Source organism: Pseudomonas sp. HP_14 (genome assembly GCF_055283875.1).
On record NZ_JBTOQI010000004.1, the window covers coordinates 152,433 to 178,955 of the forward strand.

Annotated in this window: 24 protein-coding genes; 13 read left to right on the forward strand and 11 right to left on the reverse strand. The window is 55.8% G+C overall.

Annotated features, from left to right (window positions below; genetic code table 11):
• Positions 1-30: 30 nt before the first annotated feature.
• The 3 genes from ACYASS_RS04920 to ACYASS_RS04930 all read left to right on the forward strand — a co-directional run bounded on the left by ACYASS_RS04920 (position 31) and on the right by ACYASS_RS04930 (position 4,067).
• Positions 31-1,680: an acyl-CoA dehydrogenase family protein gene (locus ACYASS_RS04920; protein ID WP_463585282.1), complete on the forward strand. Its 1,650-nt coding sequence runs from the start codon at positions 31-33 to the stop codon at positions 1,678-1,680.
• A 190-nt stretch (positions 1,681-1,870) separates the two neighbouring features.
• The gene (gene amn, locus ACYASS_RS04925; RefSeq protein ID WP_463585283.1) at positions 1,871-3,367 is read left to right on the forward strand and encodes an AMP nucleosidase; all 1,497 of its coding nucleotides are present in this window, start codon (positions 1,871-1,873) and stop codon (positions 3,365-3,367) included.
• Between the two features lie 67 nt (positions 3,368-3,434).
• A complete protein-coding gene (locus ACYASS_RS04930; RefSeq protein ID WP_463585284.1) occupies positions 3,435-4,067 on the forward strand; it encodes a pseudouridine synthase in 633 nt (210 codons plus the stop codon).
• A 260-nt stretch (positions 4,068-4,327) separates the two neighbouring features.
• Here the strand turns inward: ACYASS_RS04930 and ACYASS_RS04935 are convergent, their stop codons facing one another.
• The 3 genes from ACYASS_RS04935 to ACYASS_RS04945 all read right to left on the reverse strand — a co-directional run bounded on the left by ACYASS_RS04935 (position 4,328) and on the right by ACYASS_RS04945 (position 6,129).
• Entirely contained in the window at positions 4,328-4,528 is a 201-nt protein-coding gene (locus ACYASS_RS04935) for a DUF2788 domain-containing protein (RefSeq protein WP_122662507.1), read from the reverse strand.
• A gap of 17 nt (positions 4,529-4,545) precedes the next feature.
• Entirely contained in the window at positions 4,546-5,025 is a 480-nt protein-coding gene (locus ACYASS_RS04940) for an Lrp/AsnC family transcriptional regulator (protein WP_027901835.1), read from the reverse strand.
• A gap of 489 nt (positions 5,026-5,514) precedes the next feature.
• Positions 5,515-6,129 (reverse strand): hypothetical protein, encoded by a 615-nt coding sequence (locus ACYASS_RS04945; RefSeq protein ID WP_463585320.1) that lies wholly within the window; start codon positions 6,127-6,129, stop codon positions 5,515-5,517.
• A 3-nt stretch (positions 6,130-6,132) separates the two neighbouring features.
• Between ACYASS_RS04945 and ACYASS_RS04950 the strand changes: the two genes are divergently transcribed.
• The gene (locus ACYASS_RS04950; RefSeq protein WP_463585318.1) at positions 6,133-6,633 is read left to right on the forward strand and encodes a DUF6515 family protein; all 501 of its coding nucleotides are present in this window, start codon (positions 6,133-6,135) and stop codon (positions 6,631-6,633) included.
• 13 nt (positions 6,634-6,646) lie between these two features.
• Here ACYASS_RS04950 and ACYASS_RS04955 read toward each other — a convergent pair whose 3' ends face one another.
• Together ACYASS_RS04955 and ACYASS_RS04960 are read right to left on the reverse strand one after the other, a co-directional pair.
• Entirely contained in the window at positions 6,647-7,540 is an 894-nt protein-coding gene (locus ACYASS_RS04955; RefSeq protein ID WP_463585285.1) for a cation diffusion facilitator family transporter, read from the reverse strand.
• A gap of 21 nt (positions 7,541-7,561) precedes the next feature.
• Positions 7,562-7,981 carry a polyribonucleotide nucleotidyltransferase gene (locus ACYASS_RS04960; RefSeq protein WP_122662512.1) on the reverse strand — a complete coding sequence of 140 codons (420 nt, stop codon included), beginning with the start codon at positions 7,979-7,981 and terminating at the stop codon, positions 7,562-7,564.
• Between the two features lie 501 nt (positions 7,982-8,482).
• Between ACYASS_RS04960 and ACYASS_RS04965 the strand changes: the two genes are divergently transcribed.
• The 4 genes from ACYASS_RS04965 to ACYASS_RS04980 all read left to right on the forward strand — a co-directional run bounded on the left by ACYASS_RS04965 (position 8,483) and on the right by ACYASS_RS04980 (position 13,366).
• Positions 8,483-9,040 (forward strand): RBBP9/YdeN family alpha/beta hydrolase, encoded by a 558-nt coding sequence (locus ACYASS_RS04965; protein WP_463585286.1) that lies wholly within the window; start codon positions 8,483-8,485, stop codon positions 9,038-9,040.
• Positions 9,041-9,080: 40 nt separating this feature from the next.
• Positions 9,081-11,612 carry an ATP-dependent helicase HrpB gene (gene hrpB / locus ACYASS_RS04970; RefSeq protein WP_463585287.1) on the forward strand — a complete coding sequence of 844 codons (2,532 nt, stop codon included), beginning with the start codon at positions 9,081-9,083 and terminating at the stop codon, positions 11,610-11,612.
• 328 nt (positions 11,613-11,940) lie between these two features.
• Entirely contained in the window at positions 11,941-12,870 is a 930-nt protein-coding gene (locus ACYASS_RS04975; RefSeq protein WP_463585288.1) for a hypothetical protein, read from the forward strand.
• A 1-nt stretch (position 12,871) separates the two neighbouring features.
• Positions 12,872-13,366 (forward strand): hypothetical protein, encoded by a 495-nt coding sequence (locus tag ACYASS_RS04980; protein WP_463585289.1) that lies wholly within the window; start codon positions 12,872-12,874, stop codon positions 13,364-13,366.
• 21 nt (positions 13,367-13,387) lie between these two features.
• On the opposite strand, the gene ACYASS_RS04985 is transcribed toward ACYASS_RS04980, so the two are convergent.
• The 3 genes from ACYASS_RS04985 to ACYASS_RS04995 all read right to left on the reverse strand — a co-directional run bounded on the left by ACYASS_RS04985 (position 13,388) and on the right by ACYASS_RS04995 (position 17,813).
• Positions 13,388-15,721: an nSTAND3 domain-containing NTPase gene (locus ACYASS_RS04985; protein WP_463585290.1), complete on the reverse strand. Its 2,334-nt coding sequence runs from the start codon at positions 15,719-15,721 to the stop codon at positions 13,388-13,390.
• Positions 15,722-15,932: 211 nt separating this feature from the next.
• Positions 15,933-17,021, reverse strand: coding sequence for an endonuclease/exonuclease/phosphatase family protein (locus ACYASS_RS04990; protein WP_463585291.1), 1,089 nt, complete (start codon positions 17,019-17,021; stop codon positions 15,933-15,935).
• 114 nt (positions 17,022-17,135) lie between these two features.
• A complete protein-coding gene (locus ACYASS_RS04995) occupies positions 17,136-17,813 on the reverse strand; it encodes a YciC family protein (protein ID WP_243247851.1) in 678 nt (225 codons plus the stop codon).
• Between the two features lie 181 nt (positions 17,814-17,994).
• Between ACYASS_RS04995 and ACYASS_RS05000 the strand changes: the two genes are divergently transcribed.
• The 4 genes from ACYASS_RS05000 to ACYASS_RS05015 all read left to right on the forward strand — a co-directional run bounded on the left by ACYASS_RS05000 (position 17,995) and on the right by ACYASS_RS05015 (position 21,550).
• The gene (locus ACYASS_RS05000) at positions 17,995-18,753 is read left to right on the forward strand and encodes a DUF2076 domain-containing protein (protein ID WP_463585292.1); all 759 of its coding nucleotides are present in this window, start codon (positions 17,995-17,997) and stop codon (positions 18,751-18,753) included.
• A gap of 211 nt (positions 18,754-18,964) precedes the next feature.
• On the forward strand, positions 18,965-19,441 hold the full coding sequence (locus ACYASS_RS05005) for an NYN domain-containing protein (RefSeq protein ID WP_243247853.1): 477 nt from the start codon (positions 18,965-18,967) through the stop codon (positions 19,439-19,441).
• 23 nt (positions 19,442-19,464) lie between these two features.
• Positions 19,465-20,076: a 3'-5' exonuclease gene (locus ACYASS_RS05010; protein ID WP_243247884.1), complete on the forward strand. Its 612-nt coding sequence runs from the start codon at positions 19,465-19,467 to the stop codon at positions 20,074-20,076.
• Between the two features lie 142 nt (positions 20,077-20,218).
• On the forward strand, positions 20,219-21,550 hold the full coding sequence (locus ACYASS_RS05015) for a DEAD/DEAH box helicase (RefSeq protein ID WP_463585293.1): 1,332 nt from the start codon (positions 20,219-20,221) through the stop codon (positions 21,548-21,550).
• A 160-nt stretch (positions 21,551-21,710) separates the two neighbouring features.
• Here the strand turns inward: ACYASS_RS05015 and ACYASS_RS05020 are convergent, their stop codons facing one another.
• Together ACYASS_RS05020 and ACYASS_RS05025 are read right to left on the reverse strand one after the other, a co-directional pair.
• Positions 21,711-22,568, reverse strand: coding sequence for a MaoC family dehydratase (locus ACYASS_RS05020; protein ID WP_463585294.1), 858 nt, complete (start codon positions 22,566-22,568; stop codon positions 21,711-21,713).
• Positions 22,569-22,602: 34 nt separating this feature from the next.
• Positions 22,603-23,958, reverse strand: coding sequence for a 3-oxoacyl-ACP reductase (locus ACYASS_RS05025; RefSeq protein ID WP_463585295.1), 1,356 nt, complete (start codon positions 23,956-23,958; stop codon positions 22,603-22,605).
• A 114-nt stretch (positions 23,959-24,072) separates the two neighbouring features.
• On the opposite strand from ACYASS_RS05025, the gene ACYASS_RS05030 reads away from it, so the two are divergent.
• Positions 24,073-25,350 (forward strand): acetyl-CoA C-acetyltransferase, encoded by a 1,278-nt coding sequence (locus ACYASS_RS05030; RefSeq protein WP_463585296.1) that lies wholly within the window; start codon positions 24,073-24,075, stop codon positions 25,348-25,350.
• A 93-nt stretch (positions 25,351-25,443) separates the two neighbouring features.
• On the opposite strand, the gene ACYASS_RS05035 is transcribed toward ACYASS_RS05030, so the two are convergent.
• Positions 25,444-26,472, reverse strand: a complete 1,029-nt coding sequence (locus ACYASS_RS05035) for a bile acid:sodium symporter family protein (RefSeq protein WP_463585297.1) — start codon at positions 26,470-26,472, stop codon at positions 25,444-25,446.
• Positions 26,473-26,523 lie beyond the last annotated feature (51 nt).

Genomic DNA, 26,523 nt, shown 5'->3' on the forward strand with positions numbered 1-26,523 from the left:
TGAAGCGCGCCCGACAGAGAGGAAATCGCCATGAACCTGCACCAGTTCGCCGAAACCCACGAAGTCACCAATCAACCGCCCTCGCTCGATGGCGCCAATCTCTACCGTCTGGATCTGCCATTGCAACAATGGTCGGAGCGCTTCGGTGCGGGTTGGGCTGAGGCGCGAATTGATGCCTACGGTGCATTGGCGGGCGGCCCTCTGATGGAAGCCGGTTTTCTTGCCAATCAAAATAAACCGGTGTTCGCCAGCCATGACCGGTATGGGCATCGCATCGATCTGGTGGAGTTTCACCCCGCTTATCACCAACTGATGCGTACGGCGGTTGAGCACGGTATTCCGTCATTGCCGTGGGCGGATCCTCAGCCCGGTGCTCACGTAGCGCGTGCGGCCATGAGCTACCTTCACAGCCAGGCCGAAGCAGGCAGCGGATGCCCGTTGACCATGACCTTTGCCAGTGTGCCTGCGTTGAATGTGCAGCCGGGGCTGGCCGAGCAGTGGCTACCGAAGATCCTCGCCCGCGAATATGACCCACGAAATGTCGGCATGGCACACAAGGCGGGTGTGACTATTGGCATGGCCATGACCGAAAAGCAGGGCGGTACCGATGTTCGGGCCAACACCACCCGGGCTTACCCCATAGGTGCTCCGGGTCCGGGGCAGGCTTATGAACTGGTCGGACACAAGTGGTTCTGTTCGGCGCCGATGTGCGATGCGTTTCTGACTCTGGCGCAGACGGACAAGGGGCTGACCTGTTTCTTGCTGCCGCGCCATCGCCCGGATGACACCCGTAACGAGTTTTACATACAGCGACTGAAGAACAAGCTGGGCAATTGGTCCAACGCTTCCAGTGAAGTCGAGTTTCGCGGCGCATTCGCCTGGATGATCGGAGAAGAGGGGCGTGGCGTGCCGACAATCATCGAAATGGTTGCCATGACTCGTTTTGATTGCATGGTCGGCTCCAGCGCGCTGATGCGTCAGGCCTTGAGCCAGGCGACTCATCATTGTGCTCATCGTAACGTCGGCGGGTGGGTGTTGGCTGATCAGCCACTCATGCAGAACGTCTTGGCTGATCTGGCGCTGGAGAGCGAAGCGGCGCTGGCCCTGAGCATGCGGATGGGGCGTGCGCTGGATCATCTGGATGATCCGCACGAGGCGCGTTTTGCCCGACTGGTCACGGCCGTGGGCAAGTACTGGATCTGCAAACGGGCACCGGCCATGATCAACGAGGCCGCTGAATGCATGGGCGGTGCGGGTTATGTCGAGGACAGCATCCTGCCGCGGCTGTATCGCGAAGCGCCTGTCAACTCTACGTGGGAAGGTTCCGGCAACGTGCAGTGTCTGGATGTGTTGCGCGCCTTGTCCAAAGAACCGGGCGTGCTTGATACCTTGTTTGCCGAGTTGGGTGACGGCCATGGAGATCAGGATCTGGCCGTACAGATCGACGGCCTGAAAGCGGCCTTTCGAGATACCAGCGATATCCAGTACCGCGCCCGGCAACTGACTGAGGGCATCGCCTTGGCGCTGCAGGCCAAGTTACTGCTTGAAGCAGGTAATGCGGCGGTCAGCGATGCGTTTATCGCCAGTCGTCTGGCTTCTCGAAGCTCGGTTTACGGCACTCTGCCAAGAGGTGTTGATGTGCAAGCGCTGGTTGCACGATCCACTCCGATGGTTGGCTGAGGCACATAACCCGCCGGGATTGCCTGGATCATCGCTCCCACAAGTCCATGTATGCCGTAAGTTGGTAGCACCTCTGGATATTTGGTGTTTGTCCTGGCCTTTCCCAATTAAAGTCGGTCTCACCTGATCATGACCAGGCATAACCTTCCACACTACGCCACTAGTGCCTTCCCTTCACGATGCAGGCAAGATGGGCCACTGCAAGATCAGAAGGATACGAATCGTGACTGAAACCTTTATCGTCGTGGATACTCCCGAACAAGCCGTGGATCGCCTTGCTGAACTGCATGAGCGCGCAACCAGTGCATTGAGCCAGGCGCTCAAGCGTTACCTGAAGGACCGGGTCGAGCCTGATGCAGCTCAGCGTTCCCTGTTCCGCTACCCGGAATTACGCCTGAATTATCAGTGTCAGGGTGAAGTCCCGCTGACCACTCGGGCCTACGCCAAGGTCCAATTGCCGGGCAACTACAGCGTGACCGTGACTCACCCGGCCGCCTTCCGCAAATACCTGCTCGAACAACTCGGGCCCTTGATGAACGACTTCACGATTACGGTGGAAGTCGGCGTCAGTGAACAGAATATTCCGTACCCTTATGTGGTTGAGCAGGGCGATGAGCTGGCGGGCTCAGGCGTAACGGCTGCAGCGCTGGCGCGGGTTTTCCCCAGTACTGACCTGTCAGCCGCCACCGATGGCATCGCTGACGGTCTTTATGACTGGGCCAACACTGATCCACTGCCGCTGGCCTTGTTCGATGCCGCCCGAGTGGACTTTTCCCTGCGTCGCCTGGTGCATTACACCGGTAGCGATTGGCGTCATGTCCAGCCGTGGATCCTGCTGACCAACTATCACCGCTACGTTGACCAGTTCATCGTTCACGGCCTGGAAAAGCTGCGCGAAGACCCGCGCTTTGTGCGCATGGTGTTGCCGGGTAACGTCATCGTCGAAAAGAGCATGGATCACGGTGAAGCGCAGGCCATTGTTGCCAGTGTGGTATGGCATCGTTATCAAATGCCGGCTTATCACCTGATCGCTGAAGACGGTCATGGCGTGACGCTGGTCAACATCGGTGTCGGCCCGTCCAACGCCAAGAACATCACCGATCACCTCGCCGTACTGCGTCCGCATTGCTGGTTGATGATTGGTCACTGCGGCGGCCTTCGCCAGTCCCAGACGATCGGCGACTATGTGCTGGCTCACGCTTACATGCGTCGCGACGGGATTCTCGATCGCGTACTGCCGCCTCATATCCCGATCCCGGCCCTCGCCGAAGTGCAGCTGGCTCTTCAGGAGTCGGCCGCGCAGATCACTGGCGAGCGTGGCGACGATCTGAAGAAGCGGCTGCGTACCGGCACGGTGCTGACCTATGACGACCGTAACTGGGAGCTGCGTTGGGCGCAGGAGCGTCCGCTGATCAACCTGTCCCGTGCAGTTGCCGTGGACATGGAAAGCGGCACCATCGCCGCTCAGGGTTATCGCTTGCGGGTTCCTTACGGCACGTTGCTCTGCGTCTCGGACAAACCGCTGCACAGTGAAATCAAACTGCCTGGCTCTGCCAACGCGTTCTATGAACGTGCGGTCAGCCAGCATTTGAAGATCGGTATTGCTGCGCTGGACCTGATGCGCACTCAGCTCAACTCGCTGCACTCACGCAAACTGCGCAGCTTTGATGAGCCGCCGTTCCGTTGATTAATTAGGTGATGAACGAAAGGGCCATTAAAGTGGCCCTTTCTGTTTTCCGAATACCGAAACTTTCATGCCCCGTACCCAGCGTCCTCCTGCTCGTCGCCCATCACCTGCCAATGCCGGTGCAAACCGCCGTGTCGCCAAGGCTCCGCCTGCCGAGCCAAAACTGATCCTGTTCAACAAGCCATTCGATGTGCTGACCCAGTTCAGTGATGGTGAGGGGCGGGCGACGCTCAAGGATTTCATCGAGATCCCTGGTATTTATCCTGCCGGGCGACTGGATCGGGACAGCGAAGGATTGTTGCTGCTGACCAACGACGGCCAGCTTCAAGCACGCATCGCTGACCCGAAACACAAATTGCCCAAGACGTACTGGGTGCAGGTTGAAGGCGAGCCCAGTGCCGAACAGTTGCAGCAATTGCGTGACGGCGTGCAGCTCAATGATGGCCCGACCTTGCCCGCTCAGGCGCGGCAACTGGACGAACCACAACTTTGGCCGCGCGACCCACCGGTGCGCTTTCGTAAAAGCGTGCCGACCAGTTGGCTGGAGCTGATCATCAAGGAAGGCCGCAACCGCCAGGTCCGGCGCATGACCGCTGCGGTAGGTCTGCCGACGCTAAGGCTGGTCCGGGTGAGGATTGGTGACTGGACAATCGAAGGCCTGGATCAGGGGCAATGGCGGGAAGTGCCTGCGAGGTTGTAGCGCGGGTTAGAGCTTGTGGGAGCAGAGCTTGCTCGCGATAAAGGCAACGCGGTCTAAAGTGAATCTCGTCCAGCCCTATCGCGAGCAAGCTCTGCTCCCACATAGACCGCGCGATCCCGTAGGACCGGCTGCAGCCGGGAGGACGTCGGAGCATTCGCTAAATATCCTTCGCCTGGAATACTCCCTCCCGGCTAAAGCCAGTCCTACGGGGCGGGATCAGTGCTTGCAGGCAAACATAGAACCTCCCACATGAAGTTGCATTAGCTTTCTAGATAAGCAATTACAACCGTCTTGATCACAAACGCCATGATTCCCAAGCCCAGCACGAAGAACAGGATCAGGGTACCAAACCGTCCGGCTTTGGACTTTTTCGCCAGGTCCCAGACGATGAAGCCCATGAAGCCGACAAGAAGGGTGATGAGGATCGTCATCATCCATTGCTCGAAAACTTCAGGCTCCATGACTTATCTCCAGACCATCAGTTGCGCAGGTGTACCAAAGGTAACTCGGTGCTGGCCAGAACCTGATTGAGCACAAAGCTCGATTTAACGCTGGTCACACCGTCGATGCGGGTAAGGTGCCCTAATAGCAGTTTCTGATAGTGATCCATGTCAGCCACCACCACTTTCAACTGATAGTCCGCATCCATACCGGTCACCAGGCTGCATTCGAGCACTTGTGGCAGGTTGCGAATTTGCGCCTCGAAGTTCTCGAAGCGGTCTGGCGTATGTCGATCCATGCCAATCAGCACGTAGGCCGTCAGGTTCAGACCGAGTTTTTTTCGGTCCAGCAGTGCAACCTGCCTGACGATATAACCGTCGTCTTCCAGTTGCTTGACGCGTCGTGAGCAGGGCGAAGGGGACAGACCGATACGTTCAGCCAGTTCCTGATTGGAGATGCGCGCGTCGCGCTGCAATTCCGCCAAAATGCTCAGGTCATATCTGTCGAGTTTGCTCACGAAGTTCACCTTTCTAGGTTCGATTGCGCTGAATTATTCATCCGAAGCTAAAAATTGCGCAAGTAATGTTTTATTCAGCAACATTAGCAATCCTGTGCTGATGCCTCAGGCCTATTCTTTTAAACAGAATCACTGCCCGGACATAGCGTCCAGCGCGGCTCGCCCAATCAGGCCAGCTGCGGCCTCCAGCCCCAAAGGGTTGGCACGGCCCCCGGGCTACATACTGTCCAGAAGACGGCATGAGGTGAGCCGACGCCACAAGCGTTGAGCCAGGACGAAATTCCCGAAGGGGGGCCGCCAGGTCCCCCTTTTCTTTGTGCGCCGTTTTTACGGTCAGCTCCTTTGTGCACAGATGTGTTCGCCGCTAGTAGCGTCCTGATAGCATGCGGCGAACGGCGCATCAATAATGCAGTCTTAACCACATATATCCGGCGCCCCTGTGAGGAAAGCATGAAATCGCGTATCTGGCATTTGGCAGGCTTGAGCCTGTTATGTGTAAGCATCAGTACTCAGGCTTTGGCTGGGGATGACGCGCCACGTGATCAGATCCGTGGCAGCTCTGGCGGGCAGCGCGAGCAACCCAATGCCTCGCAGCAGTTGCAAAACCAGCAGCGGCAGAATCAGCAACAGATTCAGCAGCAGCGTGATCAACAGCGCGGCGTCGAGCGTCAGCAGGATCAACAGATTCGTAATGCTGATCGCCAACAACAGCAGCAGATTCAAGAGCAGCAGAACCAGCAGCGGCAGGTCGAGCGTCAACAGCAGCAACAGATTCGTGACGTTGACCGCCAGCAACAGCAGCAGATCCAGCAACAACAAATTCAGCAGCGCCAGGCCGAACGGCAGCAACAGCAGCAAATCCAGCAGCAACAGAATCAACAGCGGCAGATAGATCGTCAGCAGCTGGATCAGCGCCAGAACAATCTGCCGATCCAGAGTGGCCCAGGTGAGGCGCGTCAGACTCAGCCGCCGCGCCAAGGCTACTATCAGGACAATGGTTATCGCGGCAGCCGGGGCGATAACCGCCCGAACGATCACTGGACCGGTCGCCCGGATGGTCACGGCAATGGCTGGGGCCCTGGCCCGCAATATCGCCCGGGGCATGTCATCGATCGAGTCCCGGGTAACTACTCGCGCGTTCCGTACCGTGGCCTGGATTACTTTTACTCAGATGGATATTGGTACCGCCCACAAGGCCCACGCTACGTGATTGTGACGCCGCCCTATGGAGTGCGGGTGCGCAGCTTGCCTGCTTATTCACAGGAAGTCTGGATGGGCAGTTCGCTGTACTTCGTGGCGGCAGGAACCTACTACACCTACCAGAACGACACGCAGGATTACGTGGTGGCCTATCCGCCGCAAAACGTCGAGCCTGTTTATACGCCACAAATGCCTGCATCCAGCCCGTATGACCCGATTGCGTACCCGAACAATGGCCAGAATGCTGAGCAGGTCGCGCAGGACAAGTACGATTGTTATCGCTGGTCGGTAGAGCAGAGCAGCTTTGACCCAAATGACCCGAATTCGCCCAATGCCCCGGCGATGATCCAGGTCTACCGTCGCTCCATGGTGGCTTGCCTGATGGGACGCGGCTATACCATCAACTGACGCGGCAACTGAGTCAGACGGTTGCGGGTCGCACGACTTCCTGAGGGTCGGCGTGCACCAGCACTTCGGCCTTCGGGTATTCGCTGTTGATCGCGGCCTCAACCTGATCGCAAAGGGCGTGCGCGATCGACAACGTCAGGCTGCCGGGCAATTCCAGGTGCAGTTGCACGAACCAGTGGTTGCCGGAAATCCGCGTGCGCAAGTCGTGAGCGCCGAGAACGCCGGGCACGCTGCACGCCAGTTCGAGCATGCGGGCGCTGACATCCACCGGCAATTCCTCGTCCATCAGCACCGAAATGGTTTCCCGGGCGATCTGGAAAGCGCTCCAGAGGATGTACAGGGAAATGCCCAGGCCGAACCAGGCGTCCAGTTGCTGCCAGCCAAACCATGCCAGAACCAGCGCCAGCAGGATGCCCATGTTCAGCAACATATCTGAGCGGTAGTGCAACGAGTCGGCGCGAATCGCGGCTGAGCCGGTTTCCTTGATCACTTTGTGCTGAAACGCCAGCAGAGCGAAGGTCAGCGCTAGAGAAAGCAGCATGACCGCAATGCCCAGGCCCGGCGCACCAATCGGTTCCGGGTTCTGAATCCGTTCCACGGCCTGGAAGCCGATGAGGCAGGCGCTGACGGCAATGAACAGTGCCTGAGCCATCCCCGACAGCGCTTCCGCCTTGCCATGCCCATAACGATGATCATCATCGGCAGGGCGCAGGGCGTAATGCACTGCCAGCAGGTTGAGAAAAGATGCCGCTCCATCGAGCAGGGAATCGGTCAGCCCGGCCAGCAGGCTGACCGAGCCACTGAGCCACCACGCCACTGCCTTTGCGACGATCAGGATACTGGCGACCGCCAGCGATGCCCGGGTTGCGAGACGCAACAGGCGGGCGTGTTCGAGGCTGGTGCTCATGGTACTTCCTTCAAATTATAGTCAGGCCGACGGCGCGAGGCCCAGTGAAGCCAGTTGTTGCACACTGCCACGATGCTGGATCAGGCGTGGATCGTTCAGTGGCAGCGAGCGGCCCAGTTCTGTTTCCAGAATGGCCTGTAGCTTGCTGTTATCAACACTGCCGTCGGCATTAACGGCTGGTTGAAGTTTTTGCGGGTCAATCTGCGCGCTCTGGCCGTGCGGGAAATAAATCGCACCGGTCGCGAAGTCGACGCCAAAGGCGATCAGGCCCGGGATCACATAGAACAGCAGGCCGACGGCGTCGAGCACGGCGATTGCCGGGTCAATCTTGCCGTCGATCTGCCCGCGTCGATCAGGGTAGAAAATACTGCCGCATGCGGTGAGTTGAGTCAGCAGAGTAGCGACCACAACGCCGCCGATGAAACGAGTAGGAATGCGCATGAACATCTCCATCAAGTGAAGTGGCAACTATACAAGGCAAATAACGCAGAGCTATGACTATTGCACGCGGTTACCGTTCGCGGGCACAGTTTGAACTCAGGGCGTGGGACCTGCTTTAGCCGGGAACAGGTCAATACATTCACTACATCTGTACTGTTTGAAATATTGCCTTCCTGGCTGAAGCCGGTCCCACGTCGTTCCTTCTGCCACATCGCCGTTGCCTTCGACAACTCTCGTTAAAAATATACTAACGCTTTGAGTTTTAATGCTTTTTCAGTAGGAGTGAGCTTGCTCGCGATAGCGCCTGGTCAGACGCTGATTTTTCAACAGCTCCACCGCTATCGCGAGCAAGCTCACTCCTACAGGGGCCAGTGTTTGCTGAGCGACAGCGCTGTGTAAGTGCACTGGGCGATCTCCTACAGTTCTCGGCTGGGAGCATCCGGGATTTACCCGCTACCCAAGGCACTGCATATTGCCCACGTATTTAAAAGGAGACGAATGATGTCAGTCAGGGTTTTGATTTTGCCGGGGCTGTTCAACTCGGGCGAAGCGCATTGGCAATCGCAGTGGGAGCGGCAGTTCCCCGAGTTGCATAGGGTTGAGCAACAGGACTGGGAAACACCGGTCGCTGCGGACTGGGTCGAGCGCCTCAATCAGGAAATCATGGCGACCGACGGTGAAGTCCTGCTGGTTGGCCACAGTCTGGCCTGCACCTTGATCAACCGTTGGGCCGAGCAATATCCAGAGGCGCATAAGGTCCGCGGCGCTTTGCTCGTGGCACCCAGCGATACGGAAGCGGAGAGCTATCCACCAGGCACTCGCGGTTTCACACCGATGTCGACGCAACGCCTGCCATTCCCGACCATCACGGTGGCGAGCACGGATGACCCCTATGTCACCCAAGAGCGAGCACGCTTCTTCAGCGAGGCGTGGGGCAGCGAGTTGATCTGGCTGGAGAATGCCGGGCACATCAATGGCCAATCCGGATACGGGCCTTGGCCAGAAGGTATTGAATTGTTGTACCGGCTGACAGGCGACGCTCGTTTCAAGCTCAAGTAGCCTTCGGCACGTATAATCGGCGGCCTGTTCTGGAGCCGCCATGATTTCCCTGCCCATCGATGCCGTTTTACCCGACCTGCGCCAGGCTTTGTCCGAGCGCCATGAAGCGGTGCTTGAAGCGCCGCCCGGTGCAGGCAAAACCACTCGCGTGCCGTTGGCGCTGCTTGAGGAAGCCTGGCTGGCCGGGCAAACCATTCTGATGCTTGAGCCGCGCCGGCTGGCGGCACGGGCAGCGGCGGAGCGACTGGCCAGTGAGCTGGGTGAAAAGGTCGGTGAGACCGTTGGCTACCGGATCCGTCTGGAAAGCAAGGTCGGCCCCAACACACGTATCGAAGTTGTCACCGAAGGCATTCTGACCCGTCGCCTGCAGGATGATCCGGCGCTGGAAGGCGTGGGTTTGCTGATTTTTGACGAGTTTCATGAGCGCAGCCTTGATGCAGACCTGGCCCTGGCGTTGAGCCTCAATGGCAGGGAATTGTTCCGCGACGAGCAGCCTCTGAAAATCCTGCTCATGTCAGCCACGCTAGAGGGCGAGCGGCTTTCCAGTCTGCTGGAAAACGCACCGGTGGTACGCAGTGACGGTCGCATGTTCCCGGTGCAGATGCAGTGGGGTCGACCGTTTCAGCCCGGCGAATTCATCGAGCCGCGTGTGGTACAGACCGTCCTGGATGCGATCAACGATCAAAGCGGTAGCCTGCTGGTTTTCTTGCCGGGGCAGGCCGAGATTCGGCGGGTTAATCAGCAACTGGCGGATGCGCTGGGCTCGCGCCCCGACATTCTGCTGTGCCCGTTACATGGCGAACTGGACCTGAACGCCCAGCGCGCGGCTATAGAGCCTGCACCGAAAGGCATTCGCAAAGTGGTGCTGGCGACGAATATTGCCGAAACCAGTTTGACCATTGATGGTGTACGCGTGGTGATCGACGCCGGTCTGGCGCGAGTGCCGCGATTTGATCCGGGCAGTGGCATGACCCGCCTCGATACGCAGCGCATCTCCAGAGCCAGCGCTACCCAGCGTGCCGGTCGAGCGGGACGGTTGGAGCCAGGCGTGTGTTATCGGCTGTGGTCCGAAGCTCAGCACGAACAACTCTCTGCGTATGGCGCGGCGGAAATCCTGCAGGCAGATCTCGCCGGTTTAGCCTTGCAACTGGCGCGCTGGGGCGTGATGCCGACGCAATTGGTCTGGCTCGACGTGCCACCGGCCGCGGCTTATGGTCAGGCTCAGGATTTGCTGCGACGCCTCGGCGCCTTGAACAGCCAGCCGGGTGAGGAGCCCAAACTTACCTCTCACGGTCAGGCCATGGCTGAGTTGCCTGCGCATCCACGTATCGCCCATTTGCTGTTGCGCGGTCAGGCGCTGGGGCTTGGCAGTCTGGCCTGCGATGTTGCCGCTTTACTTGGCGAGCGCGACATTCTGCGTGGTGCGGGGGCGGATTTGCACAGTCGCTTGAGCCTGCTTGAAGGCACTGAACGTGCAGCTCGCGGCGCACAAGGCGGCGTACAGCGGGCCAAACAACTGGCTCGCCAATACCGCAGCTATTTGCGGGGTTCTGCGTCTGAACCGGTCAGCGATCCAGACCATTCGCGCTGGCTTGGCGCTCTGCTGGCGCTGGCTTATCCCGACCGGGTCGCGCAGCAACGCAAGGCTGGCGGTGCCGAGTATCGACTGGCCAATGGTCGTGCTGCGCTGTTTGCCGAGGTCGATGCATTGATGAAGCAACCTTGGCTGGTGGTCGCTGATCTTGGCAGTCGTCAGGGACAGCGCGAAGAGCGTATCTACATGGCGGCCGAGTTCGACCCTGCGTTGTTTGATTCGGTGTTGGCGGAACAAGTGGCTCAGCTCGACCAACTGGATTGGGATGAGCGCGAAGGCGTGTTCCGTGCTGAGCGACAGCGCAAAGTTGGGGAATTGATCCTCAGCCGAGAACCGCTGACCCGTCTGGACGAGTCCGCCAAAGGTCAGGCTTTGTTGGCTCTGGTGCGCCGTAAAGGTCTTGAACTGCTGCCGTGGACACCCGAACTTCGCCAATGGCAGGCGCGAGTTGCTTTGCTGCGCTCTCTGGATCTAGAACAAAAAGTCAGCAGCGAATGGCCGGATGTCAGTAACGCCGGTTTGCTTGAGCGGCTGGAAATCTGGTTGCTGCCGTATCTGGGCAAGGTCTCGCGGCTCAGCCATTTCAGTAATCTGGACCTGTCGTCGATCCTCCACAATCTGCTGCCGTGGCCTTTGCCTCAGCGTCTGGATGAGCTAGCACCACACCACTTGAGCGTACCGTCGGGTTCATCGGTGCGTCTGGATTACAGCGAACACCCGCCGATTCTCGCCGTGCGCCTGCAAGAGCTGTTTGGTCTTGCCGATACACCACGCATCGCCAACGGGCGGCAGATCGTCAAACTGCACCTGCTGTCTCCCGCCCGCCGTCCGGTGCAGGTCACGCAAGACCTGGCCAACTTCTGGCGCAGTACCTATGCCGAAGTGAAGAAGGATTTGAAGGGGAGATACCCCAAGCACTATTGGCCGGATGACCCGCTGATAGCCGAGCCTACGGCGCGGATCAAGCCGAGGAAGTAGCGCTCCGCGAGTGTGTTGAGCGTCTAAGGGATTGGAATGCTGCTTTCTGTGGGAGCCCGCGAAATTTTCGGATGGGTGTCGTTATCTCGGATAGGGAACCGCACAAATGGTGTGAGTTCCTGCGTTGTAAATTTTATCGAGGACGAATGAGTAAAAGTAGCCGCTTATTCGCTGGCGTCAGTGACATATTTTGCCTATGCACGCAGGGTCGACCGTTACGGTTTGACTCCTAATACCGCCTGATTCCATATTGATATCACTGAACAAAGCATGTAATTTGCCAGGCATCTCTAAGCTCCAAACCTAAATTTTTCCGAAGGATAATTTTGTGAAAGGAATCAAGACATTTTTGGTGCTGCGCTACTCGTTAATAGAAAATAAGCAAGGCGCTCTTGTTCCTACGCCTTTGCCAAAACCGAAGGGTGCGGTTGTTATTTCCGCTCTCCAAGACGATGGTCGTGAGTTTGTAAAAAACAAAGTTCGTTATAGTTTTGTTGGTTTCTCGAATGTTGAACCTTTAACAGATGAGTTTCCGGATGGAAGATTTTGGGTTGGGAAGACGGCTAAGCACAAGATAACAAAGGTTGGCGATAAGATACCTGGTGATATAGTTCCTCATGATGCTGACGATTGGGTGCCTGTAATTACTATAGTTGATATTGTCGATCAATATATATTTGTCCAGCATGATTGGCGATTTGGTTCTGAGGAGCAGATTGCGAACGCTATTCATACTGGTTTGAAAGGCGCCGTTCTAGAGCAGTATAACTATTCGATATTTATTGAGCCTAAAACTATAAAAGGTGAATTTTGGAATGTGATAAGCTCACATAAAAAAATATATAAAATTGAGTTGGAGCTAATATCTCCGAATATCCTGCAAACGAATGTCAAGGCCCGTGATGCGCTTAAGGCAATGAAAGAGCTTTTTGATCAGGATGAAGTTAAAGTCACGCTGACCAACGAATATGGAGATCTAAAAGTTCCCAAGGCTCCAGTTGAAGATTATGTAGACTATATTGAAGAAGGCGAGGGGAAGTGGAGTGTCACCACGGAAGGTGAGCATGGTGGTAAAAAAACTTATAAGAGCATCTCTGCTATAGTCACAATTGACCTAGATATTCCTTCGCATGACGTGGTCATGCACGAGGGACAGTTGGAGCTGGAGACAGGGCGACCCGCTCCTGGGCGCGCTGATAACGATGCCCGAATGGTAGCTGACGTCTATTCAGCTATAGGTAACTTATCGAGACGTTAACATGTTGCGTTTATTGTTGGTTTTTTCGGTCTCGTTCTGCCTCTCCTACCTTGTGCTATGGGGGTCGTGGGGGGAGGCTAGTCCAGTTTTTAATAATACTAATGCGGTATTGTTTTTCTTGGGAACATTATTTGCTGCTCTGACTTTGGCTTTTTTTAACTATGTTGAGGGGGTCATGAAAGACGTTCCTAAGAAGTTGAAATCACAAAAGCCACAGGCTTATGCAGTGGCCGTTGGTGCGCTGACTGGTTTGAAACGAGAGATTGTTAGTAATTTTGTAGTGGTTGTTGTGCTCCTGATTGTTGCATATGTCGTGAGTTCTATATGCGAAATGCCTTCCATTCAGAGATTGGAGTTTTTCATGTGGTGGGAGTGGGGTTGTCTGTCCATTCGTGGTGCCTGTTTGGTAAGTCTTGTAGTTGTCATGTTTTTCCAAATGGCGGGGTTTCTCACGGCAAATGATCTCCGTGCGGAGATTTCTATGTATGGTGAGTGAGTTTATTAGATTTTACATTTCTTAATTAATAAGTTCTGAGAATAATAAGTCAATGTCGATTTCTTCCGAGTTGTCTTGGGTGACGGCCTCATCAATCTCTGTTCTGGCTTCTTCGTTGTCTGTGTAGCTGATCTCCGCTTTTTCGCGTAGATCTAAAATTAATTTCTTAGTCCCGAATTTCATTCTTTGGTGGAATTGCTCTAAATGGTCTGCGGTTTCCTCTAGTCTTTGAATGTTATCTTCGGTGTCTAAGATTTCTTTTGCTTTGCAATCTGCGTCGAATTGGATCTTTAATTTGTCTAAGGTGTTCAATTCGATAGTAAAAAGTTGTGTGCATTCATGGAGGATGTTAAGTGTGCTTAGCTCGTTACACCAGTCAGGTTGCGAGTGCATACATTGCTGAAAAGATGTGTAGAAGGATCGCTTTATATTTGCTTGATGGAGCTTCCAATAAGCCGAATTAATCAGCCAGCTTGCAAGCCTTCGGATGGAGTAAGGAACTGAGCTGCGAGATGCTAAATTTTCAAGCTGTAGAGTCCAGCCGGCATGTGTGGTTATTTTTTTCTCTATTTCATAACTTGCACCCAAGTCTGGAGTGAGGGAGGATATCTTCAAAAGTATTAAAGTTGTATCGTTCTCTAAGTATAGGTCCGTGTCAGTATAGACTATTTGTCCCCCAAGACCTCTGTAGGTATCGCCCTTTGCTTTGAAGGTTGTTTGACTGTTTCTCGCTAGCAAGCATTGAGCTATACACGAGCGGTCCGCCAGCGGAAGTGACTCTAGGATGGAGACGATTTTTTCATACTGGGTGAGAAACACGGCTCGCTCTGAGAGTGTTTTGATCCAAGTGGCTTCTGCTTGTAGGAAGGATTCTATATAGTCATTGATTGAAGGGTTTTGGAAACTTATTGCAGTAATTGTCTTGCCTGAGTGCTTGGTGTGTTTGTATTGATCACTGGTTATAAAATTTTCAGCTAGTTCTCTAAGGCACTTGTTAAACTGCAAGGCAGATTCTGTGTCGAAGGCAATTGTCTTTAGGGATAAAACTGCTTCTTTGAGCTTTTCAATTTCTGCTTCGCCTCCCATTGTCCATAAGACCACGAGAATCCAGCGAGAAAGTGGCATGATTTCGTTATTAAATGGCCCATTCCATATTTCTGCGGGATTATCGAATTTTGCGCTAATGTATGTGATGAATTCGTCGTTGTTTAATGATTCGCTGTTTGCTCTATTGCTTATTGCGGAAATGATTCGTGGGTTAAAGTGTTTGTGTTCTATGATTTTTTTATAAAGTTTGCTTTCTACAATTGCTTGAAGCTTTTCAGTGGGTAGGTTTGAAAAGTAAAGATGATTAAATAAAACTTTTGCGCGGTGGTTTGTACTATAGTCGGTAAGGTTGATAGTGCATTTAGCGATGCTGTCAGCATTTGTGTCAAATACGCCGTGAGAAATTCGCGCGTCTGCGATGATGTATTCCCTGGACGTTAGAATGAAGCGTATGTTGCTACGCTTTTCTGCAAGTTTTATAAGTTGAATCAGTTGAGCGTCTTCGTTTTTTCCGAACTTCAATTGGTCGTATCTGGTTTGGCCTAGAAAATCATCATATAGAATCGCGATTTTCTGATTTTCCGAATGCTGGTGTCGGCTTACCAGCGCCCATGCATCGCCGATGTCATTGTGCACTAAAATCGGTTCAAATCCTTCTTGGGCGTAATGACATAACAAAATCTTTGCCAAGGTTGTTTTTCCGATTCCGGGGTTGCCTGCGATTATGCAATGATGACTCTTCTTTAACGTGGATAATGCACGCTCATATCCTTCGTGTAGGACGATTTTGCACATCTCATTTTTCATTTCATCAAGTGTAAATTGAGTGAGATTGAATATTTTTGCTTGGAAAATTGCTTCCAGTGCTGAGGTGCTGGAAATCCAGAGTTTAAAATGCGACCGAATTATGTGCTCGTGCTTTCTGAGTAATGTGTTGATCTCGGATTGTCCGTAGATTTCTCCCGTCGAATTCAGCCAGGGTTTTAACATCCCTATTAGTTTTAGCTTGTTTGCGTGAGATAATGCGACGGATGTAACTATTACATATTTTTTAGGTTTTATTTTCTCTATTTTTTCTAATTCTTTCTTGAAGCTGTTTAGTAGTTGTGGAAATGCATCGGTTTTATATCTTTTGCACTGTAGTATTGTGCGTTCTTTATCGTTGAATGTTCTAGAGTGCAGCAGATCAATACCTGAGTCCTTGCCTGGTTTGTACGACTCTAATGTTACCCCCCATTCAGCCGAAAATAGATCAGCAACCATTTTTTCAAAGTCATCAGGGGAAAGCGTCTGAAAGTCATAATCCATGCGTTATCTCACTTCAGTCCAATACTTACATTCATAATGCAGCAGACGTTATCGTTCCGCGTCTAGCAGGACCGTCATTCCAGATTTTTGCATCCCGCGCGTAGGCTTGGAAAGAGTTCAATATAAGCTGAGTGAAGTATCTGAGCCACTCTTTTGAAATCAGAAAGACAACCATCATTGGGCTTGAGATCTAGGGTTGGGAAAAGGTGATCTACGGCAACACCGGCAACAAAAACCGCCCAATCACTGGCAAGTGATTGGAGATCAGCAGCGTGTCTTCCTGGCGCACGGCAGCGCCGACGCGTTTGAGCCGCGGGCTGAAAAACAGGTAGTCAACGGTGCGATCCGGGCCGTTGACGCGTGGATCATTGGGGAAATGCGTTAGCCATTTCGAGCGGTCGATGCCGCTCGCTTCGACGTTGTTGGGGATCATCGGGTATTTGTCCCACAGCACGTGCAGTTGGCTGTCCGGCTGGTACAGCGAGCGTTGCTCGGCTGGGAGGCGCTGATACTGACCCAGCGGCAGCAGATTGAAATCCCCGCCAATCAACCATGGCGTGCCACTGGCTTCGAACTTGTCCAGCAGCTTGCTGGTGACCTGCACTTGACGCTGCATGGCGTCGTCGCCTTCGACAAAAGTGTCCAGATGCGTGTTGATGACCGCCAGATGACCGCCGTCACGCAGTGGTAGATAACTGACCAGAAGGGCGGGTTTGCGCTGGAATTGACGACTGATCAGGTTGGCATCGCGAATCGGCAGTTGGATGCGTTCAGCCCGGTCGATTTCGAAACGACTTAGGGTCGCGAGCTTCATACCGACGCTGCCTGCGATATGCGGATTCGGCACGAAATCGGCTTTCCAGTAGAACGCCTCGGTGCTGCACGGGTAAAGGTCGGTCACGCGCTCCTGCAGCAACGCCAGTTGATCGTCGTAACCGGTGTTCTTCGCGCCGTCGTTCACCTCTTGCAACAGGACGATATCCGGCTGTTCGTCACGAATCACCCGGGCGACTTCATCGAGATTGAAGGCTACATCTTCTGGCGTTGGCTGTTCATCCTGACCGCTACCATCGGCCATGTCGTACCAGAACACGTAACGCTTGCCCGCCAGATACTGGATGTTCCAGGTCATGACTTTGAGCGCTTGCCCGGGCACCAGACGTTGAGCATGGCCTTCAGGGCTACAGGCCACAGGCAGCTCTTCACGTTGAACGGGGCGCCAGGTCAGGGTGTAGATCAGCCCCAGCACCACGCTGGCCAGCAGTACAAGAATCAGAATGAAACGGGTCAGACGACTCATCGGCTCGGCTTAGAACGCGCTGCGTTCAGTCAGAAGTTCGCGTTGCAGGGCTTTTCAAACAACGTGCAGCCCGAGCATAGCCGACTGGAACCTGATTGACAGCCTTCGTCTCGGCTACTCCAGCTCTTCGGGTGGTGCTGGTGGTTCGTTGAGCAGCATGAACAAGCGGAACATCACCACACTGGTGAACAACTGCAGGAAGCTGCTCACGACATTAATCAGCAACGTGGCTGCAGCGTTCTGCGGCTCAGGCAGTAGAAAGTAAGCGATGCCTTCCAGCAGCGACAGCGGAATATAGATGCACAGCACGCAGGTCAGGATGCGCACGAAATGGCCTTTGCTCATCTCGAAGCTTGCGCGCATTGCCATCAGTGGTGTCAGGCCGCGCAGGACCAGCAGGTATTCAGCGAACACCAGTTTGACCATCACCCAGATGCCGGGAAGGATGAACAGCGACAGGCCAAACATGATCAGCAGCGTGCTCAGCGCCGAGAGCACGGCGAAGGTTGGCCACATGCGCAACGCCATGGCCAGCAGGTCACGTGGCCGCGGCTGATCACCGCCACGGCTGCGGGCGTCCAGAAACAGAATCAGTGCGCAGGTGTAGAGCGGGTAGAACAACAGGCCGATCAGTAACTCGTAGGCCGATGAAGAGTTGGCCGTCAGCGAACCGCTCAGCGCCTGTTTGGCCAGCGCCTCAACGATGACCAGCGGCAGACACAGCACCAGAATGCTCGTCAGGTTGCGCCGAAAAAAATACAGAGAGTCGGTAAGAATGGTAAGCGGGTTCATTAGTATCGGGTCGCAGAAAAAAAGCAGGCGGTCACTTTAGCTGGCTAACCAGGCACCGGCCAGAGCCTTCTTAACATTTGCGACAGTCTATTGAAACGCCCTGGATTAGCCCCATTACCTTGCTTACGCGCTGGCTATCCGGCCAGGCGAAGATTTTTAACGGCAATCTAACGAGGTCGCCATGAACAGCGAAGAGCAAACCCTGATCGACGGTCTTTTCACCAAGCTGAAAAGTGCCGAAACCGCTTCAGCCCCCCGCGACGTGGAGGCTGAAGCCAGGATCAAGGAGCATCTCAACCAGCAACCGGCCGCGCCTTATTACATGGCGCAGGCGATCCTGGTGCAGGAAGCGGCAGTCAATCAGCTCAACCAGCAGGTCAAAGAGCGTGACGAGCAAATCCAGCGTCTGCAGGCTGAACTCCAGCAGGCGAAGGCTCAAGGTTCCTCGGCTCCGGCGCAGGGCAGTGGTGGGTTTCTGTCGAGCATCTTCGGTGGCGGAGGCAACCGTCCGCAGCCGCAAGCACAACCGCAGCAGTCGTTCTCCCAACCGCCAGCGTCATCGGGTGGTGGCTGGCGTGATGGCCCGTCCAGCCCGCCGCCTTACAACGCGCCGCAGGGTAACAATGCCGCGCCACAGCAGCAGGCTCCGCGCGGTGGTGGTTTTCTCGGCGGCGCGTTGCAAACCGCAGCCGGTGTCGCCGGTGGTGTAATGCTGGCGCAGGGACTGAGCAGCATGTTCGGCAATCACAACCAGCCCGAAGAAGTTGTCGAGGTTATCAAGGAAGAACCTGCTCAGGTTGCAGATCACAGCCCTCAGGATTCTGGTGGCGGCTGGAACGATGGTCAGGAGAGCGTGAGCAGCAATGATTCATACGGCAACGATCAAGGCGGCTGGGATGACGGCGGCTTTGATGGCGGGGATGATGATTCGTTTGTTTGATTGAAGCGTTGATGGAGATTTGTCGGAGCTGCCGAAGGCTGCGATAGCCATTCCCCTGATACACCGCTATTCGCAGCCTGCGGCAGCTCCTACAAAAACCGGGCAGTGGCGCCAATGCCCGGGGCACCCACGAAACTGGCATACTAAGCGCCGATTCATTTCTGAATCGGCGTTGTCGTTTGGCTGCGCTGCTGCGTCATGAGGATTACCGGTGAAGAAAATCGCTGTGTTCGCCGATGTACAGAACCTCTATTACACCGTCCGTCAGGCCCATGGTTGCCATTTCAACTATGCGGCGTTGTGGGCGGACATCAGCAAGCGTGGGCAAATCGTTGAGGCGTACGCTTATGCCATCGACCGTGGCGACAGCAAGCAGCAGCAATTCCAGCAAATCCTCCGCAACCTCGGTTTCACCGTCAAACTCAAACCGTACATCCAGCGCAGTGATGGCTCGGCCAAGGGTGACTGGGACGTGGGCATTACCATCGATATCATGGACGTCGCGCCGCAGGTCGACGAAGTGGTACTGGCTTCAGGCGATGGCGATTTCGATTTGTTGCTTGAGCGCATCATCAGCAAACATGGTGTCGAAGCGGTTGCCTATGGCGTGCCGGGGCTGACCGCCAACTCGCTGATCCGCGCCGCCAGTCGTTACGTGCCCATCGAGGGTGCGTTCCTTTTACGTTGATTTTTTAAGGATTCAGGCAAGTGTTGGAACGTGTAGCGGTCATCGACTTTGAAACCACCGGTATTTCTCCCGGCCAAGGCTGCCGTGCCACGGAGATTGCTGTGGTGATCATGGAGCAGGGGCGCATCGTTGATCGTTTTCAAAGCCTGATGAACGCCGGTGTGCGAATTCCAGGCTTCATTGAGTCGCTGACCGGCATCAGCAACAGCATGATTCGCACTGCACCGTCGGCTGAACGAGTCATGAGCGACGTGGCAGACTTCGTGGGCACGATCCCGTTGGTGGCGCATAACGCGTCGTTCGACCAGAAGTTCTGGGATTACGAGCTGTCGCGCATCGAACGTAGCCGCCAACAAAGCTTCGCCTGTTCCCTGCTGTTGGCGCGACGCCTGATGCCCGCGGCGCCCAATCACAAGCTAGGCACCCTGACCAGCTATGCGCGACTGCCCAACACCGGCAAGGCTCACCGGGCCATGGCCGATGCTGAAATGGCGGCCAACCTGACTGCGCACCTCACTAACGAATTGCGCCACACCCACGGCCTGTCCACGATATCCCACCAATTGCTCTGCACCCTGCAGAAAGTGCCTGCGGCGAAAATCAGCGACGCCATCAAGCGTCAGCGCGGGTTTTAACGACTGTCGTTGGCGCCTCGCCGCCAGTCTCTACAACTGATTAACCTGACGCCGTTTGCGAAAGCCGCAGGCGGTGCAGGCCGGAATAGTCCGGACAGGGTAAACTGCGCGCCATCTCGCGTGATTTATCTACGGTATTCAAATGACATTCGCCACACTCGGCCTGATCGAACCCCTGCTGCGCGCGCTTGAAGCGCTCGGCTACCAGACTCCCACGCCTGTTCAGGCGCAGGCGATTCCACCGGTCCTGGCCGGGCGTGACCTGATGGCCGCTGCCCAGACCGGTACCGGTAAAACTGCCGGTTTCGCCTTGCCACTGCTGCAGCGTCTGACCATGGAAGGCCCTAAAGTCACGCCCAACTCGGTGCGTGCGCTGGTGCTGGTGCCGACCCGTGAGTTGGCCGAGCAGGTCCACGAGAACATTCGCCAGTACGCCGAACACCTGCCGTTGAGCACGTATGCCGTCTACGGCGGCGTGAGCATCAACCCGCAGATGATGAAGCTACGCAAGGGCGTCGATGTACTGGTTGCCACGCCGGGGCGTCTGCTGGATCTGTATCGCCAGAACGCGGTGAAGTTCTCCCAACTGCAAACGCTGATTCTCGACGAAGCAGATCGCATGCTCGATCTGGGCTTCTCCGAAGAGTTGCGCGACATCTACAAGGCGCTGCCCAAAAAACGTCAGACGCTGCTGTTCTCTGCGACTTTCTCCGACGCCATCCGCCAGTTGGCTGCGCAGATGCTCGACGACCCACTGACTATCGAAGTCAGCCCGCGTAACGTGGCGGCGTCGTCGGTCAAGCAATGGGTGGTGACGGTCGACAAGAAGCGCAAGCCTGAGTTGTTCATCCATCTGCTGAAGAAACTGCGCTGGTCTCAGGTTCTGGTGTTCGCCAAAACTCGCGTAGGCGTCGATCAACTGGTGGATCGCCTGCAAGGTCTGGGCATCAGTTCTGATGGTATTCACGGCGACAAGCCGCAGGCTACACGGCAGCGGGCGCTGGATCGTTTCAAGGCGAGTGAAGTACAGATTCTGGTGGCGACTGATGTTGCCGCGCGCGGTCTTGATATTGATGACTTGCCGACAGTGGTCAACTTCGACCTGCCCATCGTCGCCGAAGATTACATCCACCGCATTGGTCGTACCGGTCGTGCAGGTCTGACGGGTGAAGCTATTTCGCTGGTGTGCGCTGACGAAGTGGAATTGCTGTCAGCCATTGAAACCCTGACCCGCCAGACATTGCGTCGTGAAGAAGAGCAGGATTTCGAGCCGGAACATCGTGTGCCAACCACGGATGCCAGCGGTCAGATCCTGAAGAAACCGAAAAAGCCGAAGAAACCCAAGGTATCTGGCGGCAAGCGCAATCTGGGCAAGTGGATCGACAGTGGTGACACCGCCCCGGAAGCGCCATCGGCCAAGCCAGTGCGTAAAGTTCCGGTATTCAACACCGGCCCGCGCAAGAAAAAACCTTGATGTAATTGCACGGTTTTTTTGTAGGAGTGAGCTTGCTCGCGATAGCGTTAGTTCAGGCGATAAATTCGTCGACTATGAAATCGAATCGCGAGCAAGCTCACTCCTACAGGGTCCGTGTTTGCTGCGCGACAGCGTGATGTCAGGTGCCTAGGCTGCGCTGCTATTCCGTCACCGGCTGCCAGCTTCCCACCATATGCACCAACTCTGGCGCACCTTCCAGGCGGAACTGACCGTGAGACCCGGCGGCGCTGGCTGACAGCACTATCTCGCTGGGCAAGCGGACGGGTTTCTGGAACTGCACGCTGATGTCCACATTGGACGCCGGAAGATGATTGGCCAGAAAAGCCAGGGTTCTCGCCTTGAGCCACATGCCATGGGCAATCGCCTTGGGGAAGCCGAATAACCTGGCGCTGGGCGCACTCAGGTGAATCGGGTTGTAATCACCGGACACCTTGGCGTAACGCCGACCAATCTCCGCTGTCGCTTGCCAGCGTGCAACTTCCGTGACGGGTAATGGGGCGGGTTCGAACTCACCGATGGCTGCGCCTTCGAGGTTTACACCCCGGCACAGCATCGTGCTTTCTTCTTCCCATAACAGACCCATTGAGTCTTCAACTTGAGTGATCAGGCTGAACGTCGCACCTTTCTCATGGGGCTGCAGGTTCTCGGCCTGCACGCCCACGTACACCTTGCTCACGCTGCCGAGAGGCCGATGAATCTTGATGCGGTTACTCAGGTGTATCAGCCCCAATAAAGGGAAGGGAAAATCCTTGGCAGTCATAAGCTGCATTTGCAGGTTGAACGCCAGCACATGTGGATAGGTTGGAGGCAGCAGGCTGTTTTCACTGAAACCGCACACTTCGCGGTATTGGGTCAGTTTCTGCGCATCTACTGAAGTCCAGCAGCGTAGCCCGATCTCGGGTAGTTCAGTACCGGTTACCTTGCGCCGCAATGCTGCCTGCACGAATAGATTCGGCAGGGTGGGCAGGGAATCCAGGTATCGCCAATGAGCGCTCATCGTGCATCTCCTTGCTCTGATTATCGTCTGCTGGTCACGCGCCGATGACGCTTTGACCACAGACCCGCAACACCTGGCCACTGACGGCGCCAGCACCTGGTTGAGCCAGCCAGGCAACAGCCTCTGCCACATCTTGTGGCAAGCCCCCTTGACCCAGAGAACTCATGCGCCGCCCGGCTTCTCGCAGGGCGAACGGCATGCTCGTGGTCATTTTGGTTTCGATGAAGCCAGGTGCGACTGCGTTGATGCTGATACCACGCTCATTCAGGACCGGGGCAAGGGCGCGAGCCAGCCCGATCAGGCCTGCTTTACTGGTGGTGTAATTGGTTTGGCCTCGATTGCCTGCAAGCCCGCTGATTGAGGCGAGGAGGATGACGCGGCCGTTATCACGCAAGGTGCCACTGTCCAGCAGCGCTTCGGTCAACACTTGGGGGGCGTTGAGGTTGACCGACAGCACTGAGTCCCAGAAATCGGCAGACATATTGGCCAGCGTCTTGTCACGAGTAATGCCGGCGTTATGAACCAGGATATCGATGCCACCTTGCAAGTGTTCGATCAACTGCGCGCCTGCATCAGCCGCGCCGATGTCCAGCGTTAGCGCCTTTCCGCCCAGCCGTGCGGCCAATGCTTCCAGATCAGACTTGGCCTGAGGAACGTCAAGCAATGTGACTTCGGCTCCGTCGCGGGCCAGTGTTTCGGCAATCGCGGCACCGATACCACGCGCAGCGCCAGTGACCAACGCTTTGCGGCCACTGAGCGGACGGCTCCAGTCCTGCACCTGGGTCGGGCAAGGACTCAGGCGGATGACCTGACCCGAGATAAACGCGCTCTTGGGTGACAGGAAAAACCTCAGCGCACCTTCAAGCTGATCCTCGGCACCGCTGTCCACTTGCAGCAACTGCACAGTGCCGCCATTGCGCATCTCTTTGGCCAGCGAGCGGCTGAAGCCTTCGAGTGCTTGCTGGGTGCTGGCGGCCAGTGGTTCCTGCAGGCTGGCGGGGGCGTGGCCAAGAATCACTACATGCGCGCTGTTATCCAGATTTTTCAGCAATGGCTGAAAGAATTCGCGTAACTGCTTGAGGTCTTCGGTGCGCGTAAAGGCACTGGCGTCAAACACTACGGCTTTAATCTTAGGCCCTTGGTCGGCAATCCAGGCCGTTGCGCCCGGCACTTCTGAGCCAAAGCTGTAGATTGATTCGGTCAGGCGTTGCGCAAAAAGTCTGACTTGATCCGCCAGTGGCCCGGCGCTGATCAGCAGCGTTCCTTCAACAGGTCGCAGACGCCCGGCCTGCCAGCGTTCCAGTCTGACCGGTTTTGGCAGGCCAATAGCGCCGACCAGGCGGCTGCCCAGGTCGGAGTTGGCAAAATCTATGTAGCGATCAGACGGCATGGAACACTCTCCTTGAGTCGGGGTTCAAAGGAGTTGACCACACTCAAGCGACGTTCGTTCGAGTATCCCCTACGCTGCTCATCAGCGAATCCGTATCAATAAAGGGAGTTTTCAATGAATCAGCCACGCCGGGTCGCCATTGTCGGCGGTAACCGTATTCCGTTCGCGCGCTCAAACGGGCCGTACGCCACTGCGAGCAACCAAGAGATGCTGACTGCTGCTCTGGAAGGTTTGATCGAGCGCTTCAACCTGCACGGCGTTCGCATGGGGGAGGTGGTTGCCGGGGCGGTGCTCAAGCATTCCCGGGACTTTAATCTGACCCGCGAATGCGTGTTGGGCTCGCGCTTGTCGCCGCAAACTCCTGCCTACGATCTACAGCAGGCCTGCGGTACTGGCCTGGAGGCGGCGTTGCTGGTGGCCAACAAGATTGCATTGGGGCAAATCGAATGCGGCATTGCGGGCGGCGTAGACACGACTTCCGATGCGCCAATTGGCGTTAATGAAGAATTGCGTAATATTTTGCTGCAGGTCAATCGCACTAAGTCCATGGGCGACAAACTCAAGCTTTTGTTGAAGTTGCGTCCACATAATCTCAAGCCAGAACTGCCGCGTAACGGCGAGCCGCGCACAGGCCTGTCCATGGGGCAGCATTGCGAATTGATGGCGCAGCGCTGGAATATTCCTCGCGATGCCCAAGACCAATTGGCGCTGGAAAGCCACCTGAAAATGGCCGCGGCCTACACCGAAGGCTGGCAGAACGACTTGATGACGCCGTTTCTGGGGCTGACTCGTGACAACAACCTGCGCCCTGATCTGACGCTCGAAAAGCTCGCCAGCCTGAAACCGGCGTTCGAGCGTAGCGCCAAGGGGACTCTGACAGCGGGCAACTCCACACCGCTGACCGATGGCGCCTCACTGGTGCTATTGGCCAGTGAGGAGTGGGCCAGGGAACGGGGGTTGCCGGTGTTGGCGTATCTGCGAGATGGCGAGTCTGCGGCAGTGGATTTCGTCAACGGTAATGAAGGTCTGTTGATGGCGCCTGCCTATGCCGTGCCTCGGCTATTGGCGCGTAATGGCCTGACCCTGCAGGACTTCGATTACTATGAGATTCACGAAGCGTTCGCCGCGCAGGTGTTGTGCACGCTCAAGGCGTGGGAGGACGCAGATTATTGCCAGACCCGGCTCGGGCTGGACGCGCCCTTGGGCTCGATTGATCGCAGCAAGATGAACGTCAAAGGCAGCTCATTAGCCGCCGGTCACCCGTTTGCCGCCACGGGCGGACGTATCGTCGCCAACCTGGCCAAGTTGTTAAGCGTTGCGGGTCAGGGGCGCGGATTGATATCCATCTGCGCGGCAGGCGGGCAGGGGGTTACGGCGATTCTTGAACGGTGATGTAATTTGTAGGAGCTGCCGAATGCTGCGAATCGATGTATCAGATAGACCGATTCGCAGCCTGCGCCAGCTCCTACAAAGATCACACCATGCTCAAGCCGCCCGAGCTTCTTCCAGTGCTTCTGCCGACAATTGCTGCTTGTGCCGGTTGGCGTAGTTCTCAGCCATCACCGAACACACAATCAACTGCAGTGGGTGATAGATCATGATCGGCAGCAGAATCAGACCCAGGCCTGGATTGTTGCCGAAGATCAGCGCTGCCATCGGCGCACCGGCCGCCAAGGACTTCTTGGTCGCACAGAACACTGCCGCAACTTTATCTGCGTGGTTGAATTTCAGCACCCGCGCCGTACCGGTGGTCAGGAGCAGGATCACCACCAGCAACATCGCGCTGCCCACGAAGGCCATGGTAATCACCGAATTGCCTTGGGTTTGCCAGAGGCCTGAAACCATGGAGTTACAGAACGCCGCATAGACCAGCAACAGGATCACGATCTTGTCGATCAGGTTGGTGTACTTCTTGTGTCTGGCGAAAAACTTGCCCACCAACGGACGCACCAACTGGCCCAGGATGAGTGGCAGCAGCAACATCAGGCTCAGGTCCAGCAGCGTAGAACCCAGATCGATGCCACCAGAACCGGTGCCAATCACCAAGCTGACCAGCCACGGCGTCATGAAAATGCCGAACACGCTGGACATGCTCGCGTTGAGAATGGCCGCCGGGACGTTGCCACCTGCGCTGCCGGTCAACGCTACCGAAGAGGAAATGGTCGAAGGCAGTGCGCACAGGTACAGGAAACCCAGCATCAACAATGCCGGGACGTAGGCACCAAATGCCTTGTCGCAGGCCAGCCAGATGACCGGGAAAACCACGAAAGTGAAGACTTGCACCATGATGTGCAGGCGCCAGTTCTTCAGACCATGTTTGATCTGTTCGCTGGAAAGGTTGACGCCGTGCAGGAAGAAAACCACGAACACGCCAATATTGATCACGTATTCGGCGTGCATCGAGCCGCCGGTCGCGCCGAAGCCCGGGAAGAAATAAGCCAGAACTGTGGCCAGGACCATCCCGCAAAGGAACCAGTCGGTGACGACGCGTTTGAGATGTTTAAGGACAGACATAGGGGCTCGGCTGATTGTAAAAATGGATGTCTGCAGGCTAACTCACTCGTA

Bases quoted from the DNA above. Each gene is read 5' to 3' on its own strand.
- ACYASS_RS04960 (WP_122662512.1), bottom strand. From the start codon at position 7,981: ATGCGCATTCCTACTCGTTTCATCGGCGGCGTTGTGGTCGCTACTCTG.
- ACYASS_RS05020 (WP_463585294.1), bottom strand. From the start codon at position 22,568: ATGAGCGCTCATTGGCGATACCTGGATTCCCTGCCCACCCTGCCGAAT.
- ACYASS_RS04990 (WP_463585291.1), bottom strand. From the start codon at position 17,021: ATGAGTCGTCTGACCCGTTTCATTCTGATTCTTGTACTGCTGGCCAGC.
- ACYASS_RS04995 (WP_243247851.1), bottom strand. From the start codon at position 17,813: ATGAACCCGCTTACCATTCTTACCGACTCTCTGTATTTTTTTCGGCGC.
- ACYASS_RS04930 (WP_463585284.1), top strand. From the start codon at position 3,435: ATGCCCCGTACCCAGCGTCCTCCTGCTCGTCGCCCATCACCTGCCAAT.
- ACYASS_RS04980 (WP_463585289.1), top strand. From the start codon at position 12,872: ATGTTGCGTTTATTGTTGGTTTTTTCGGTCTCGTTCTGCCTCTCCTAC.
- ACYASS_RS05025 (WP_463585295.1), bottom strand. From the start codon at position 23,958: ATGCCGTCTGATCGCTACATAGATTTTGCCAACTCCGACCTGGGCAGC.
- ACYASS_RS04945 (WP_463585320.1), bottom strand. From the start codon at position 6,129: ATGCCCCGGGCGATATTGCGGGCCAGGGCCCCAGCCATTGCCGTGACC.
- ACYASS_RS04985 (WP_463585290.1), bottom strand. From the start codon at position 15,721: ATGGATTATGACTTTCAGACGCTTTCCCCTGATGACTTTGAAAAAATG.
- amn (WP_463585283.1), top strand. From the start codon at position 1,871: ATGGGCCACTGCAAGATCAGAAGGATACGAATCGTGACTGAAACCTTT.
- ACYASS_RS04935 (WP_122662507.1), bottom strand. From the start codon at position 4,528: ATGGAGCCTGAAGTTTTCGAGCAATGGATGATGACGATCCTCATCACC.
- ACYASS_RS05030 (WP_463585296.1), top strand. From the start codon at position 24,073: ATGAATCAGCCACGCCGGGTCGCCATTGTCGGCGGTAACCGTATTCCG.
- ACYASS_RS04920 (WP_463585282.1), top strand. From the start codon at position 31: ATGAACCTGCACCAGTTCGCCGAAACCCACGAAGTCACCAATCAACCG.
- hrpB (WP_463585287.1), top strand. From the start codon at position 9,081: ATGATTTCCCTGCCCATCGATGCCGTTTTACCCGACCTGCGCCAGGCT.
- ACYASS_RS05000 (WP_463585292.1), top strand. From the start codon at position 17,995: ATGAACAGCGAAGAGCAAACCCTGATCGACGGTCTTTTCACCAAGCTG.
- ACYASS_RS05035 (WP_463585297.1), bottom strand. From the start codon at position 26,472: ATGTCTGTCCTTAAACATCTCAAACGCGTCGTCACCGACTGGTTCCTT.
- ACYASS_RS04955 (WP_463585285.1), bottom strand. From the start codon at position 7,540: ATGAGCACCAGCCTCGAACACGCCCGCCTGTTGCGTCTCGCAACCCGG.
- ACYASS_RS04965 (WP_463585286.1), top strand. From the start codon at position 8,483: ATGTCAGTCAGGGTTTTGATTTTGCCGGGGCTGTTCAACTCGGGCGAA.
- ACYASS_RS05015 (WP_463585293.1), top strand. From the start codon at position 20,219: ATGACATTCGCCACACTCGGCCTGATCGAACCCCTGCTGCGCGCGCTT.